This window comes from Limnohabitans sp. (assembly GCF_046052825.1).
Classification (GTDB): Bacteria; Pseudomonadota; Gammaproteobacteria; order Burkholderiales; family Burkholderiaceae_C; genus Limnohabitans.
Window position 1 is genome coordinate 1 of the sequence record NZ_JAVLFP010000091.1, and the last position, 13,693, is coordinate 13,693.

A 13,693-nucleotide genomic window follows, 5' to 3' on the forward strand; every position below is an offset into this window, starting at 1 on the left:
GTCTCGCGACGCGCGGGCTTGCCACACACGGGGCAGGCCACCCCTGCGTGGAAGCCTTCGTGTGTGTGCAAGGGGTTGCCAGAACCGTCAGGAATGCAATCTTGCGGCAACACCACCGGCAGGTCTTTCTCGGGCACGGGCACCGCACCGTGTTCGTCGCAATGACTGATGGGGATGGGCGTGCCCCAGTAGCGCTGGCGGCTCACGCCCCAGTCGCGCAGACGCCAAGTGGTCTTTTTCTCGCCCAGGCCTTGGGTGGCCAACAACTCGGCGACTTGGTTCACCGCGTCTTTGAACCGCAGGCCGTCAAGCGCCCCAGAGTTCACGCACACACCGGCTTTGGTGGCATACCACTCTTGCCAAGTGTTGGCATCGAACGCCGCGGCATCGGCGGGTGCGTCGGGCGACGATTTTGAGCTGGCGTATGAGGAGCCTGGCGTACCCGTCGAGGGCGCTGCGGCTGCGTCAAGGCCCACCACCTGCCGAATGGGCAAGTTGTATTTCAAGGCAAATTCAAAATCGCGCTCGTCATGCGCAGGCACGCCCATCACGGCGCCGTCGCCATACGACATCAGCACATAGTTGCCCACCCACACCTCGACTTGCGCACCTGTCAAAGGGTGCGTGACAAACAAGCCTGTGGCCATGCCCTTCTTTTCTTGGGTGGCGAGTTCGGCTTCGGTGGTGCCCCCGGATTTGCAGGATTCAAGGAACGCGGCCAAAGCGGGGTTGGAAACCGCGGCATGCAAAGCGAGTGGGTGTTCGGCCGCCACCGCGCAGAAGGTCACGCCCATGAGGGTGTCGGCACGCGTGGTGAACACGTACATGCGGCCATCGCCAATCAAGGCGCCGTCAGCACCCTGGATGCTGTGGGGAAAGGCAAAGCGCACACCTTCGGATTTGCCAATCCAGTTTTCTTGCATCAAGCGCACTTTGTCGGGCCAGCCGTTGAGGGTGGCTTTGTCGTTGCCAATTTGCACATGCGCCAGCAGCTCGGGCGCGTACTGGGTGATGTTGAGGTAGTAGCCCGGGATTTCGCGCTTCTCGACCACCGCACCGGTGCGCCAGCCTTTGCCGTCAATGACCTGTTCGTTGGCCAGCACAGTTTGGTCCACCGGGTCCCAGTTGACGACTTGGGTTTTGCGGTAGGCGATGCCTTTTTCCAGCATCTTCAAAAACAGCCACTGGTTCCACTTGTAATAAGTGGGGTCGCAGGTGGCCACTTCGCGCGACCAGTCAATCGCCAAGCCCATGGCCTGCATTTGCTGCTTCATGTAGGCGATGTTTTCATAGGTCCACTTGGCCGGTGGCACGCCATTTTTCAAAGCGGCGTTTTCAGCAGGCAGGCCAAACGCATCCCAGCCCATGGGCATCAAAACATTCCAGCCCTTCATGCGCAGGCTGCGCGTGAGCATGTCGTTGATGGTGTAGTTGCGCACGTGGCCCATGTGCAGCTTGCCACTGGGGTAGGGCAGCATGGAGCAAGCGTAGAACTTCTTTTTTAGCTGGCCTTGCGCGTCGCGTGCGTTTTCGGTCACACGGTAGGCGTCGCTTTGGGTCCAAGCGGTCTGAACAGCGCGTTCGACCTCGGTGTGGTTGTATTTGTCTTGCATGGAGTCGGTCATAAAACCCTGCGCGGACACAGGGTACGTCGCCAGTCTCACCGGCGGGAATGACTCGATTTTAGGGCTTGGGCGTGTCCGGCTTGCGCTGCGTGACAAAGCCCATCCGATTCAGCCCCGCCAATTGCGCCAAGTCCATCACCTCGACCACGCGGCCGTAGGGCACTTGGGTGTCCGCCTGGAGTTGCACCTCAGGCAACTCGGCCTGTCCTGCGGCAATCGCCTGCGCGGCACGTGACTTCAAGGCCTGCGCCAAGGCATCCAGTGCCATGGGCTGATCATCCAAGAACACTTGGCCCTGTGCGTCCACACTCAGACGCACCGCCTGCGCCGCAGCGCTTGCGGACGCACCCTGCGCTTGCGGCAAATCCAACTTCAAAGCACTGCCCAGCAGAGGCGCTGTGAGGATGAAGATGACCAACAAGACCATCATCACGTCGACCAATGGCGTGACGTTGATCTCACTCATGGGCGTTTGCCCGGGTGTGCGTTCAAAACGACCGAAGGCCATTCACAGGGTCCGTAAGTCGTAGGCAAAGCCTTCCAGCTCTTGCTCCACGCGGTTGATCACGCGGCCCATGACGTTGAAGGCCAACACCGCAGGCAGCGCCACCGCCAGACCCGCCGCAGTCATGATGAGGGCCTCGCCCACGGGGCCCGCCACGCGCTCCATGGTGAGCTGGGTGGCCACCGCCATGCCAGCCAACGCAAGGTAAATGCCCCATACGGTGCCAAGCAGCCCCACAAAGGGCGCCGTCGCCCCCACGCTGGCCAGCAGCACTTGTCCAGTTTGCAGGCGGTGCAGCACCTGGTGCAAGGCATCGCGCAACACGCGGGTGCGTTGCGCCGCCCTATCGCCCTGATCGCCTAAGGTACCCGGCATGAGGTGCTGATGGGCCTGCGCCAAAGGCAACAACACGCGCTGGCGGTCCAAGCCGGCCAGCACCGCCAGCGCTTGGGAAAAATCAGGGGCTTGCCAAAAAGCAGCTTTGGCGATGGGTAGGTCAGCATGTACGCGACGCAACAGCCAGGTTTTGTAAACAATGACGCTCCAACTGGCAACAGACATGGCCAACAGCAGCAGGGTCAACGTGACACTCAAGACATCTTGGCCCAAGGTCAACGACATGCCACTCACCGCAAGTTCAAAACGTCGAACATGTCAAACAGGCCATGGCTCTGGCCCGCCAAAAAGCGCGCCGCACGCAAACTGCCTTGGGCATAAGTGGCACGACTGGATGACTTGTGGGTTACCTCGATGCGCTCGCCCGTACCGGCAAACAAGACCGTGTGGTCGCCCACGATGTCACCGCCCCGAATGGTGGCAAAGCCGATGGTGGAGGGGTCACGTTCACCCGTGTGGCCATAGCGCTCGTAGACCGCACAGTCTTTCAAGTCACGTCCCAGAGCTTCGGCGATCACTTCGCCCATCTTCAATGCGGTGCCCGAAGGTGCGTCGACTTTGTGGCGGTGGTGGGCTTCGATGATCTCGATGTCATAGCCCGTGGGCATGGCCTGTGCCGCCATTTGCAACAGCTTCAAGGTCACGTTCACACCCACGCTCATGTTGGGCGCCATCACGATGGCAATGTCTTGTGCGGCAGCGGTAATTTCTGCTTTTTGTGCGTCGGTGAATCCGGTGGTGCCGATGACCAACTTCACACCCAGTTCTCGGCAAATGGCCAAGTGGGCCAAGGTGCCCTCGGGGCGGGTGAAGTCGATCAAGACCTGGCTGTGTTGCAAGCCCGCACGCACGTCAGCTTGAATGTTGATGCCACTGGCTTGCCCCAAAAATCCGGTGGCGTCGTTGCCAATGCCTGGGCTGGACGGCACATCCAAAGCACCGCTCAGGCGCAAGCCATCCGCTTGGCGCACAGCTTCAATCAGCATTTGGCCCATGCGGCCGCTGGCGCCAGCAATGGCGATGTTCAAAGGCGGGGTGGAATGAGCCATGGTTCACTGACTTTCAAGCGGAGGGTAGTTGCCTTCGCCTTTAGCCGGTGCACCGACGTTGGCAGGCACAGCCTTGGATGGAAACTTCGCCAGCGCATCTTCGCTGGCCACCAGATTGGGGGTTCTCGGCGCGGGCCGACGGGTGTCAACCTTGGCTGCAAACTCTGCCTCGGTCGGCAAGGGGTCGCCCTCCATGCGATCGAGCACCCCATTGATGAAAAACACACTCAGGTGACGCTGCTGTGGCTCGGCACCTTGGCGTCGGATGGTGAAGGCGTAGTCCCAGCGGTCGGCATGGAAAAGGCTGGTGACCAAAGGGGTGCCCAAAATATCGCGCACGGCTTGGCGCGGCATGCCGATGCGCAGCGCTTGCACCTGCTCTCGGGACACAAAATTACCTTGAACCACCTCGGAGCGGTAGGGGGTGACCCAACTTGAACAGGCTGACACACCAAGCCCTGCGACCATCACAAGAATGATGCCAGTGAGCCGCAAAACTGAGCGCTGATTGAAGGCTTTTCGACAGGATTCAAACATGGTGTGAAAGGCCGAAATGGGCGGTAAGGATATGATCAGTTCATTGTAGCGGGCAGCTATTGAACTCGACTTGGAAACCCATCATGGCACACGCTGACGACCTCAAAAGCATTGGCCTCAAGGCCACCTTACCGCGGCTGAAAATTCTGGAGCTGTTTCAGCGCGGCACCCAGCGCCACATGACGGCCGAAGATGTGTACCGTCACATGCTGACGCAAAACATCGACATTGGTTTAGCCACGGTGTACCGGGTGTTGATGCAGTTTGAACAGGCTGACATTCTCAAACGCAGTCACTTTGAGAGCGAACGGGCGGTGTACGAGCTCAACGAAGGCGAGCATCACGACCATTTGGTGTGCCTCGATTGCGGCCGCGTGGAGGAGTTTCATGACCCCGAGATTGAGGCCCTTCAAATCAAAGTGGCCAAAAAACAAGGCTTTGAAATTGCCGATCACGCGCTGAGTTTGTATGCGCATTGCCGTAAAAAAGTGTGCCCGCACCGCACCGTCAAGCCCTCAGCCGCGAAAAACGCGTGACTTAGGATTCCATGGCACGGCGATGCCGCGCGATGAATTCTTGGTAGGTGTCAACCCCACGCAATTGCAAGATAGAGTTGCGCACCGCCGCCTCGACCAACACAGCAATGTTGCGTCCAGCGACCACCTGAATCACCACTTTGCGCACCGGCACACCCAACACGTCTTGGGTCAATGGCTCGTGGGGTAAGCGCTCGTAATCGCGCTCCAAGGTTTCTTTGCGAACCAGGTGAACGATGAGTTTGAGTCGCATTTTGCGACGCACCGCTGTTTCGCCAAAAATGGCACGGATGTCGAGCAAGCCGATGCCGCGCACTTCGAGCAAGTTTTGCAACAACTCGGGGCAACGCCCCTCGATGGTGGCTTGGTTGATGCGAAACAAATCGACCGCATCATCTGCCACCAAACCATTGCCACGGGAGATGAGTTCCAAGCCGAGTTCACTTTTGCCCAAACCGGACTCGCCAGTGATCATCACGCCCAAGCCCAGAATGTCCATGAACACGCCATGCATCGAGGTGCGGTCCGCAAAGTGTTTGGACAAATAGGCTCTGAGCACGTCAATCACAAAAGCGGCCGACTCATGGGTTGCAAACATGGGCAATTGCGCCCGTTCACACATGGCGAGCAACTCATCGGGCGCATGCTGCCCATCGGCCAACACCAAAAATGGCGGTTCTAGGGTGACGATGCGCGCCACGCGGCGTGCGCAGTCGGCCGCGTTGCCTTTGGTGATGTAGGCAATTTCGCGCTCGCCCAAAATTTGCACGCGGTAGGGGTGGATGTAATTGAGATACCCCACCAAATCAGCCCCAGAGCGCGCAGCACGCACAGCCACTTCATCGAATGGCCGCTCGGAAGCGCTCAAACCGGCCACCCACTCCCAGCGCAGCTTGCCGCGAAACTCTTCAAACAAAACGTCAGCGCTGATGACGGTAGGTTTCAAAACGACACCGCGTTCCAGGTTGAAATGATGCGGTGCAATTCGACCGCATCGTTGCACGACTTGATGGTTTCTCGCAAAGCTGTGTCACTCAACAACTCGGCGATCTCCGACAAAATTTCAAGGTGCTTTTGGGTGGAGGCTTCAGGCACCAACAAAAAGATCAGCAAGTTCACCGGTTGCTCATCGGGGGCGTCAAACCCAATCGGCTGCTCCAGTTGAAACACAGCGGCCATGGGGGACTTGAGGCCCTTGATACGTCCATGCGGAATGGCCACGCCATGACCCAATCCGGTCGAGCCCAGCCGCTCTCGGGCGAACAAGCTGTCAGCCACCAAGGCACGATTCAAGCCATGCAGGCTCTCAAACAAAAGCCCGGCTTCTTCAAAAGCGCGCTTTTTGCTGGTGACCTCCATGTTCACAAGGACTTGTGTCGGAGGCAGGATGGTGGCGAGTCGGTTCATGGTGGTGCGGCAGATTATGCACCTGCTGAAAACCCTATTCCAAAACGCAAAAACCGCCTGCGACAGGCGGTTTTTGAAACGTTTTGAATTAACTCACGTCACATCAGCCGCTTAGGGCTTTCATGGTGATGACTTTGCAAGCGGTCTTTGTGGCGGACCACTTGCCGGTCCAATTTGTCCACCAAGTCATCGACTGCGGCATACAGATCTTCGTGTGCAGACTCAGCAAACATGTCGCTGCCCTTGACGTGAATGTTGCACTCGGCTTTTTGGCGGCCCTCTTTCTCTTTTTGGTTTTCAATGCTCAACAGCACCTTCACATCCACCACTTGGTCGAAATGTCGGGTGATGCGATCCAACTTACCCGTCACGTAACTGCGCAACGCTGGGGTGATTTCCAGATGGTGACCGCTGATCGTCAAATTCATGAGAGGCTCCTTTGGTGAATTGGCAGTTTCACTATGCGCCTTGCGCTACAAAAAGGCAATGGGCTTAACTCAAAGAATGCCAAAAAAGATGCCCCGGAAAAACCCCTAAGCCACCCCGTGAAATGCCATAATTGGTGTTCTCAAACAGCGGAGCAATCTCCTTGGAAACCTACCCTAGTTGGTAGCTTTCGAGTCTTTGATGGCCACGGGTGCCGCCCTGATTCGAAAGCTGCTGTATTTCACACCTTCGAACTCCGGTGCACACACACCACGCTTGCCATGCTCAATATTTTCACGCTGGCCAACGGCCGTCTCTTTCAAGAAGAGATCGAGTCGCTGGAAGAACTCTCCAAATTCCAACCGATATGGGTTGACCTTGAAGCTCCCACGCTGGAAGAAAAGCGTTGGATCAAACAGTACTACGGACTGTCCATTCCTGAAGACGCGATGGACGAGGACATTGAAGAGTCCGCACGTTTCTATGAAGAAGACAACGGTGAGTTGCACATTCGCAGTGACTTTTTGATCGCAGACGAAGACGAACCCCGCACCGTGCGTGTGGCGTTCATCTTGAATCAAAACAACAACGCTCTCAAAAGCCGTGGCGTGTTGTTCTCCATCCACGACGAAGACGTCCCCGTGTTTCGCTTGCTGCGCATGCGCGCACGCCGTGCACCGGGCCTGATTGAGGATGCCAAAGAGGTGTTGCTCAAATTGTTTGACGCCGATGCCGAGTACTCTGCCGACACCCTGGAAGGCATTTACGACCAGCTAGAAAAAGCAGGCAAGCTGGTGCTGGCAGAAGACGTGACCGACGTGTTGGCCGGTGAAGTTCTGGGTGCCATTGCACGCCAAGAAGACTTGAATGGTCGCATTCGCCGCAACGTGATGGACACCCGGCGCGCAGTGAGCTTCATGATGCGCTCGCGCATGCTCAATGCCGAGCAGTTTGAAGAAGCCCGTCAAATTTTGCGCGACATCGAGTCGCTGGACAACCACACCGCGTTTTTGTTCGACAAGATCAACTTCCTGATGGACGCCACGGTGGGTTTCATCAACATCAACCAGAACAAGATCATCAAAATCTTCTCGGTGGCCAGTGTGGCGCTGCTGCCTCCCACTTTGATTGCCAGCATCTATGGCATGAACTTTCAGTACATGCCAGAGCTTGACAAGGCCTGGGGCTATCCCTTCGCACTGGCCCTGATGATCGGCAGCGCCGTGGTGCCGATGTGGTATTTCCGCAAGCGCGGTTGGCTCAAATGAGCCCTCAACTCGGCAAATGTTGCAACAAGCGGTCCAGCACCGACGCGCTGTAGCTGCTGGCAATGCTTTGGATGAATTGCGGAAAGTCGACATGGGCTGCATCGTCGGCACGGTCTGAAATGGTCCGCACCGCAGCCATCGGTATGCCGTAGTCATGGCAAACCTGCGCCATGGCCGCGCACTCCATCTCCACCGCCAAAGCATCCGGCAAGCGCCGTTGCAGTTCAGCGCTGTCCGCGCTTTGAGAGATAAAGCGGTCTCCACTGATCACCAAGCCTTGGTGCACGCGCGCTTGCGCCAAGTCGAGCTTGAGCCAGTCTTGCCGCGGCAAGCTGCGCACCACATCTTTGAGCGCCAACAGAGCGGCCTCTAACAAAGCATCGCGCAATGTGGCATCCGCTGCAAAGCGGGTCACGCCCGTGAGGGGAACTTCATGACGCGCAAACAAAGGGGAAGCATCCATGTCGTGTTGCATGAACTCATGGGCAACCACCACATCGCCCACGTTCACTTGGGGCGCCAAGCCGCCAGCCACGCCGGTGAACACCACGCGATTGACGCCAAAGCGTTCAATCAGCACAGCCGTGGTGGTGGCCGCAGCCACTTTGCCAATGCGCGACAGCACCGCAACCACCTCGTGACCATGCCAGTGACCGACCCAAAACTCCCGCCCAGCCACCACGGTTTTGTGCTCATCGGGCATGCGCGCCAACACAGCCGCCAGCTCTTCGTGCATGGCGCTGACGAGGGCCAGACGGCTCATGAAGGTTCGCGCAGTTCGCGACGCAAGACTTTGCCCACGGGCGTCTTGGGCAACTCGGTGCGGAACTCCACCAAGCGAGGGTGCTTGTAGTTGGTGAGGTTTTGTTTGCAATGCTCGCGCACCATCGCCTCGGTCAACTCAGGGTCGCTCTTGACCACCACCAACTTGACCGCCTCACCCGTGCGCTCGTCAGGCACGCCAATCACGGCACACTCCAGCACACCGGGCAGACTGGCCACCACCTCTTCCACTTCGTTGGGATAGACGTTGAAGCCACTCACCAAGATCATGTCTTTCTTGCGGTCAACGATGCGGAAGAACCCGTGTTCGTCCATCACACCGATGTCACCCGACTTGAAGAAACCATCCGCCGTCATGACGCGGGCTGTTTCGTCGGGCCGTTGCCAGTAACCAGCCATGACCTGCGGGCCGCGGATCGCAATTTCACCGGGCTGCCCGGGGGGCAGTTCGTGTCCCTCGTCGTCGATGATTTTCATTTCTGTGCCAGGGATCGGCACCCCAATGCTGCCCGTGAATGTTTGGCTGGTCACGAGGTTGCAGCTGGCCGAAGGACTGGTTTCCGACAAGCCGTAGCCCTCACAGATGGGGCAGCCTGTTTTCTCCAGCCACAACTTGGCGACGGCACTTTGTACCGCTGTGCCGCCCCCCAAAGACACCACCAAATGCGACCAATCCACCTTGCCAAAGTCAGGGTGGTGGGCCAAAGCATTGAACAAGGTGTTGACCGCCGGAAACATGTGAAACCGTTGCTTAGAAAGCTCTTTGATCACCGCCGGTAAATCACGCGGGTTGGGAATCAAGATCGATCGCCCGCCCATGCGCATGGTCAACATCATGTTGATGGTGAAAGCAAAGATGTGATAAAGCGGCAGGGCACACACAAACGTGAGTTGCTCGTTGGCCGGCACCCGTGTCAACGCTGGCGCATTCCACGCGTGCGACTGCAACACATTGGCCACCAAGTTGCGATGCAGCAACTCTGCGCCTTTGGACACGCCGGTGGTCCCGCCTGTGTACTGCAACACGGCCAAATCCTCGCCATCGGTGGCAGGCAAGGTCAGGGTACATGACTCGCCCTGGGTCAACGCAGCATTGAAACGCACCGCCTTGGGCAGGCTGAATGCGGGCACCATTTTTTTCACCCGGCGCACCACGTGGTTGACCACCAGGCCCTTGAGCCATCCCAGTCGATCACCCATGGCGCACAGCACCACGTGCTGGATGGGTGTTTTTGCCAAGCACTTTTCCAAGGTCGCCGCAAAATTCTCCAAAATCACAATGACTTTGGCATCTGCATCTTTGAGCTGAACTTCCAACTCACGCGCCGTATAAAGTGGATTGATGTTGACCACCACATAGCCCGCGCGAAGAATGGCGGCAACCGCCACGGGGTACTGCAACACGTTGGGCAACATGATGGCCACGCGGTCACCGGCCAAAAGCCCCAAGCTCTGCAAATAAGCCCCAAACACTTGGCTGAGCCGATCCAGTTCGGCATAACTCATGTCATGCCCCATGAAGCTGAAAGCCGTGCGGTCAGCGTATTTCTCAAAGCTGTCTTGCATCAACTCCACCAGCGACACATAGGCGCTGGTGTCGATGTCAGCAGGGACACCTTCAGGGTAAGAGCTCAGCCAAGGACGGTGTTCCATCGGGCTCATGCCTCCACGGCCTTGACCATGTCTTCCACCACTTTCTTGGCGTCACCAAACACCATCATGGTTTTGTCCATGTAGAACAGCTCGTTGTCCAAGCCCGCATAGCCAGAGGCCATGGAACGCTTGTTGACGATGATGGTTTTGGCTTTGAAGGCTTCCAGAATTGGCATGCCGTAAATGGGCGAACCCTTGGTCATGGCTGCGGGGTTGACCACGTCATTGGCCCCCAAAATGATGGCCACATCCGCCTGCCCAAATTCGCCATTGATGTCTTCCATCTCAAACACCTGGTCATATGGCACCTCGGCCTCGGCCAGCAACACGTTCATGTGCCCTGGCATGCGCCCGGCCACCGGGTGAATGGCGTACTTCACGCTGATGCCTTTGTGCATCAACTTCTCGGCCAATTCGTTCACCGCGTGCTGGGCACGTGCGACGGCCAAGCCGTATCCCGGCACGATGATCACACTTTCGGCGTTCGCCAAGATGTAGGCCGCATCGTCCGCGCTGCCGCTCTTGACGGGACGCTGCTCGGTACTGCCTGCCGCTGCGGTGCCCGCCTCGCCACCAAAGCCACCCAAGATCACGTTGAAGAACGAACGGTTCATCGCCTTGCACATGATGTAGCTCAGGATCGCCCCCGAACTGCCGACCAAGGAGCCGGCAATGATCAACATGCTGTTGTTGAGTGAGAAGCCAATGCCTGCTGCGGCCCAGCCCGAATAACTGTTGAGCATGGACACCACCACCGGCATGTCTGCACCACCAATGGGGATGATGATCAACACCCCCAACACAAACGACAACGCGAGCATCAACAAAAACGCGTCCCAGTTGCCGCTGAGCATGAAGACCACGCCCAGCCCCAACGTACCCAAACCCACCGCGAGGTTGAGCATGTGCTGTCCGGCGAATACCACCGGCGCACCTTGGAACAAACGAAATTTGTACTTGCCCGAGAGCTTGCCAAAGGCAATGACCGAGCCGCTGAAGGTGATGGCACCGATCGCGGCACCCAAGAACAACTCCAATCGGTTGCCATTGGGGATGTCCAGGGTACCTTGGCCTTTTGTCACGATGCCAAATGCCGCCGGCTCCACCACCGCAGCGATCGCGATGAACACCGCAGCCAAACCGATCATGCTGTGCATGAAGGCCACCAACTCTGGCATCTTGGTCATCTCGACACGCTGCGCCATCAGAGTTCCAGCTCCACCACCGATCACCAAACCCAGCAAGACCCAGGACATTCCCACGCCAGAACCCGACAACTTGACGATCAAGGCCGCTGTCGTCAAGACGGCAATCGTCATGCCGGTCATGCCAAAGACATTGCCTCGGATCGAGGTGGTGGGGTGGCTCAAGCCTTTGAGTGCTTGAATGAAACAGACACTGGCCACCAAATACATCATGGTGACCAAATTCATGCTGACGAAATCCATGTTCAACAAACCGCCGTTCATTTCGAGGCTCCTTCAGCAGCCGGTGCCTTTTTGTCTTTTTTCTTGAACATCTCCAACATGCGACGCGTCACCATGAAGCCGCCAAACACATTGACTGCGGCCAAGACCACCGCCAGCACACCCATGGTTTTGCCGAGTGTGGTTTCGGTCATCGCGGCGGCCAGCATCGCCCCCACGATGACGATGGCCGAGATGGCGTTGGTCACCGCCATCAGCGGCGTGTGCAAGGCGGGCGTGACCGTCCACACCACGTGGTAGCCCACATAGATGGCCAGCACAAAGATGATGAGGTTCAGGAGGGTGGGAGAAACTGCGTCCATTTTTAGATCCTCACGTTCATTTCTTGACCACTGCACCATCGCGGGTCATCAAACATGCCGCCACGATGTCGTCTTCCAAGTCGATGTGCAGCACACCTTCCTTGTTGATGATCAACTTCAAAAAGTCCAGTACGTTGCGGGCATACAGCGCACTCGAGTCCGCCGCCACCAAGGCGGGCAAATTGGTTTCCCCGACCAGGGTCACGCCGTGCTTGACCACGGTTTTTCCGGCCTCGGTCAGCGGGCAGTTGCCATCTGTGCCTGTGGCACCTTTGCCAGCGGCGATGTCAATGATCACAGAGCCTGGCTTCATGGCTTTGACCATGTCTTCGGTCACCAAGACCGGTGCTGCGCGCCCAGGGATCAAGGCCGTGGTGATCACCACATCGGCTTGCGCCACACGCTTAGCCACTTCGATCTTTTGACGATCCAGCCAACTCTGGGGCATCGGCCGGGCATAACCGCCAACCCCTTCCGCCGCATCTTTTTCTTCTTGGGTTTCGAACGGCACGTCGATGAATTTAGCCCCCAGTGATTCGACTTGTTCTTTCACGCTCGGGCGCACATCGGTGGCTTCAATCACCGCGCCCAAACGTTTGGCCGTCGCAATCGCTTGCAACCCCGCCACACCCACGCCCAGGATGACCACGCGCGCAGCCTTCACGGTGCCCGCCGCGGTCATCAGCATCGGGAAAAACCGTTGGTATTTGTCAGCGGCCAGCATCACGGCTTTGTAACCAGCAATGTTGGCTTGTGAGGACAACACATCCATGCTTTGGGCGCGCGTGGTGCGCGGTGCGGCTTCTAGCGCAAACCCCGTGGCTCCGGCAGTGGCCAAGCGCTGCAGGCCTTCGGCATTGAAGGGCTCCAGCATGCCGACCACGGTGCTGCCAGCCACCACATGCGCGGCCTCAGCTTGCGAAGGGCCTCGCACTTTGAGCACCAAATCGCAGCCCCAAGCCGTTGACACATCGACCACTTCAGCACCCGCTGCCGCATAGGCCGCATCGGTGACGCTGGCCGCCACACCGGCGCCCGATTGAATGCGCACAGTGTGTCCCTGCGCGATCAGTTTTTTAGCCGTCTCGGGCGTTATCGCCACACGGGTTTCACCTGCCGTCGTTTCGACGGGCACGCCTATCAGCATGAAGAACTCCTAAAGGCTGGGGTTGTTGTCAGACTCCCGAAAGGTTACACCAGAAACACCCCTGCTCTGGCGTGGGCTTACCCGAAAGATAATGGGGGAATGACTATTCGTTGGAAACCCAGTGTCACCGTGGCCGCCATCATTGAGCGCGATGGTCGCTACCTCTTGATTGAAGAACACACGCCAGAAGGCTTGCGCTTGAACAACCCGGCGGGCCACCTCGACCCGGGTGAATCACCCGAAGCCGGCTGTGCACGCGAGGCGTTCGAAGAAACCACACACGCTTTCACGCCGACCGCCTTGGTCGGTATCTACATGTCGCGCTTTCAGCGCCCAGCGCGCGAGGCACATGCCGCCGAGGACATCACCTACCTGCGCTTTGCCTACTGTGGTGACCTCGGCGACGTGGTGGAAGGCGCCCGGCTCGACAAAGGCATCGAGCGGACCCTGTGGATGAGCGCCGACGAAGTACGTGCCAATGCACACCGGTTGCGCAGTCCGTTGGTGCTGCGCTGCATCGAAGACCACGCTCGGGGCCAGCGCTTTCCAATGGCCATGGTCTACACCTGTCT

The 13,693-nt window shown here is 58.1% G+C and carries 16 protein-coding genes; 3 read left to right on the forward strand and 13 right to left on the reverse strand.

Annotation, left to right across the window (positions count from 1 at the left end):
* From leuS to ACKWJN_RS15085, 5 genes are all read right to left on the reverse strand, one after another.
* The coding region (gene leuS / locus ACKWJN_RS15065) for a leucine--tRNA ligase (RefSeq protein ID WP_408598268.1) at positions 1 to 1,613 on the reverse strand (1,613 nt) is incomplete at its 3' end.
* Between the two features lie 70 nt (positions 1,614 to 1,683).
* Positions 1,684 to 2,133: an ExbD/TolR family protein gene (locus tag ACKWJN_RS15070; protein WP_408598243.1), complete on the reverse strand. Its 450-nt coding sequence runs from the start codon at positions 2,131 to 2,133 to the stop codon at positions 1,684 to 1,686.
* On the reverse strand, positions 2,134 to 2,751 hold the full coding sequence (locus ACKWJN_RS15075; RefSeq protein WP_408598245.1) for a MotA/TolQ/ExbB proton channel family protein: 618 nt from the start codon (positions 2,749 to 2,751) through the stop codon (positions 2,134 to 2,136). It abuts the gene before it with no gap.
* 5 nt (positions 2,752 to 2,756) lie between these two features.
* A complete protein-coding gene (gene dapB, locus ACKWJN_RS15080) occupies positions 2,757 to 3,575 on the reverse strand; it encodes a 4-hydroxy-tetrahydrodipicolinate reductase (RefSeq protein ID WP_408598247.1) in 819 nt (272 codons plus the stop codon).
* Positions 3,576 to 3,578: 3 nt separating this feature from the next.
* On the reverse strand, positions 3,579 to 4,043 hold the full coding sequence (locus ACKWJN_RS15085) for an outer membrane protein assembly factor BamE (protein ID WP_408598248.1): 465 nt from the start codon (positions 4,041 to 4,043) through the stop codon (positions 3,579 to 3,581).
* A gap of 152 nt (positions 4,044 to 4,195) precedes the next feature.
* On the opposite strand from ACKWJN_RS15085, the gene fur reads away from it, so the two are divergent.
* Positions 4,196 to 4,648 carry a ferric iron uptake transcriptional regulator gene (gene fur / locus ACKWJN_RS15090; RefSeq protein WP_408598249.1) on the forward strand — a complete coding sequence of 151 codons (453 nt, stop codon included), beginning with the start codon at positions 4,196 to 4,198 and terminating at the stop codon, positions 4,646 to 4,648.
* 1 nt (position 4,649) lies between these two features.
* On the opposite strand, the gene hprK is transcribed toward fur, so the two are convergent.
* From hprK to hpf, 3 genes are all read right to left on the reverse strand, one after another.
* A complete protein-coding gene (hprK, locus tag ACKWJN_RS15095) occupies positions 4,650 to 5,594 on the reverse strand; it encodes an HPr(Ser) kinase/phosphatase (protein WP_408598251.1) in 945 nt (314 codons plus the stop codon).
* Positions 5,591 to 6,055 (reverse strand): PTS sugar transporter subunit IIA, encoded by a 465-nt coding sequence (locus ACKWJN_RS15100; RefSeq protein ID WP_408598253.1) that lies wholly within the window; start codon positions 6,053 to 6,055, stop codon positions 5,591 to 5,593. Before ACKWJN_RS15100 ends, hprK begins: the two co-directional genes overlap by 4 nt.
* A gap of 98 nt (positions 6,056 to 6,153) precedes the next feature.
* Positions 6,154 to 6,483: a ribosome hibernation-promoting factor, HPF/YfiA family gene (hpf, locus tag ACKWJN_RS15105; protein WP_408598255.1), complete on the reverse strand. Its 330-nt coding sequence runs from the start codon at positions 6,481 to 6,483 to the stop codon at positions 6,154 to 6,156.
* A 279-nt stretch (positions 6,484 to 6,762) separates the two neighbouring features.
* Between hpf and corA the strand changes: the two genes are divergently transcribed.
* Entirely contained in the window at positions 6,763 to 7,749 is a 987-nt protein-coding gene (corA, locus tag ACKWJN_RS15110) for a magnesium/cobalt transporter CorA (protein WP_408598257.1), read from the forward strand.
* Between the two features lie 4 nt (positions 7,750 to 7,753).
* Here the strand turns inward: corA and ACKWJN_RS15115 are convergent, their stop codons facing one another.
* The 5 genes from ACKWJN_RS15115 to ACKWJN_RS15135 are packed head-to-tail and all read right to left on the reverse strand — an operon-like array spanning position 7,754 to position 13,121.
* Positions 7,754 to 8,512 carry a 5'-methylthioadenosine/adenosylhomocysteine nucleosidase gene (locus tag ACKWJN_RS15115; protein WP_408598259.1) on the reverse strand — a complete coding sequence of 253 codons (759 nt, stop codon included), beginning with the start codon at positions 8,510 to 8,512 and terminating at the stop codon, positions 7,754 to 7,756.
* Positions 8,509 to 10,185: a long-chain-fatty-acid--CoA ligase gene (locus ACKWJN_RS15120; protein WP_408598270.1), complete on the reverse strand. Its 1,677-nt coding sequence runs from the start codon at positions 10,183 to 10,185 to the stop codon at positions 8,509 to 8,511. Before ACKWJN_RS15120 ends, ACKWJN_RS15115 begins: the two co-directional genes overlap by 4 nt.
* Positions 10,186 to 10,190: 5 nt before the next feature.
* A complete protein-coding gene (locus ACKWJN_RS15125; RefSeq protein WP_408598261.1) occupies positions 10,191 to 11,654 on the reverse strand; it encodes an NAD(P)(+) transhydrogenase (Re/Si-specific) subunit beta in 1,464 nt (487 codons plus the stop codon).
* Positions 11,651 to 11,974 (reverse strand): NAD(P) transhydrogenase subunit alpha, encoded by a 324-nt coding sequence (locus tag ACKWJN_RS15130; protein WP_408598263.1) that lies wholly within the window; start codon positions 11,972 to 11,974, stop codon positions 11,651 to 11,653. The genes ACKWJN_RS15125 and ACKWJN_RS15130 overlap by 4 nt, the downstream gene beginning before the upstream one ends.
* A 16-nt stretch (positions 11,975 to 11,990) precedes the next feature.
* On the reverse strand, positions 11,991 to 13,121 hold the full coding sequence (locus ACKWJN_RS15135) for a Re/Si-specific NAD(P)(+) transhydrogenase subunit alpha (protein ID WP_408598265.1): 1,131 nt from the start codon (positions 13,119 to 13,121) through the stop codon (positions 11,991 to 11,993).
* Between the two features lie 99 nt (positions 13,122 to 13,220).
* Here ACKWJN_RS15135 and ACKWJN_RS15140 point away from each other — a divergent pair.
* Positions 13,221 to 13,693: NUDIX hydrolase (locus tag ACKWJN_RS15140; RefSeq protein WP_408598266.1), on the forward strand; the 473-nt coding region annotated here is incomplete at its 3' end.

Bases quoted from the DNA above. Each gene is read 5' to 3' on its own strand.
- ACKWJN_RS15135 (WP_408598265.1), bottom strand. From the start codon at position 13,121: ATGCTGATAGGCGTGCCCGTCGAAACGACGGCAGGTGAAACCCGTGTG.
- dapB (WP_408598247.1), bottom strand. From the start codon at position 3,575: ATGGCTCATTCCACCCCGCCTTTGAACATCGCCATTGCTGGCGCCAGC.
- ACKWJN_RS15115 (WP_408598259.1), bottom strand. From the start codon at position 8,512: ATGAGCCGTCTGGCCCTCGTCAGCGCCATGCACGAAGAGCTGGCGGCT.
- ACKWJN_RS15100 (WP_408598253.1), bottom strand. From the start codon at position 6,055: ATGAACCGACTCGCCACCATCCTGCCTCCGACACAAGTCCTTGTGAAC.
- ACKWJN_RS15085 (WP_408598248.1), bottom strand. From the start codon at position 4,043: ATGGTCGCAGGGCTTGGTGTGTCAGCCTGTTCAAGTTGGGTCACCCCC.
- ACKWJN_RS15125 (WP_408598261.1), bottom strand. From the start codon at position 11,654: ATGAACGGCGGTTTGTTGAACATGGATTTCGTCAGCATGAATTTGGTC.
- ACKWJN_RS15130 (WP_408598263.1), bottom strand. From the start codon at position 11,974: ATGGACGCAGTTTCTCCCACCCTCCTGAACCTCATCATCTTTGTGCTG.
- ACKWJN_RS15120 (WP_408598270.1), bottom strand. From the start codon at position 10,185: ATGGAACACCGTCCTTGGCTGAGCTCTTACCCTGAAGGTGTCCCTGCT.
- ACKWJN_RS15070 (WP_408598243.1), bottom strand. From the start codon at position 2,133: ATGGCCTTCGGTCGTTTTGAACGCACACCCGGGCAAACGCCCATGAGT.
- fur (WP_408598249.1), top strand. From the start codon at position 4,196: ATGGCACACGCTGACGACCTCAAAAGCATTGGCCTCAAGGCCACCTTA.
- hpf (WP_408598255.1), bottom strand. From the start codon at position 6,483: ATGAATTTGACGATCAGCGGTCACCATCTGGAAATCACCCCAGCGTTG.
- corA (WP_408598257.1), top strand. From the start codon at position 6,763: ATGCTCAATATTTTCACGCTGGCCAACGGCCGTCTCTTTCAAGAAGAG.
- ACKWJN_RS15075 (WP_408598245.1), bottom strand. From the start codon at position 2,751: ATGTCGTTGACCTTGGGCCAAGATGTCTTGAGTGTCACGTTGACCCTG.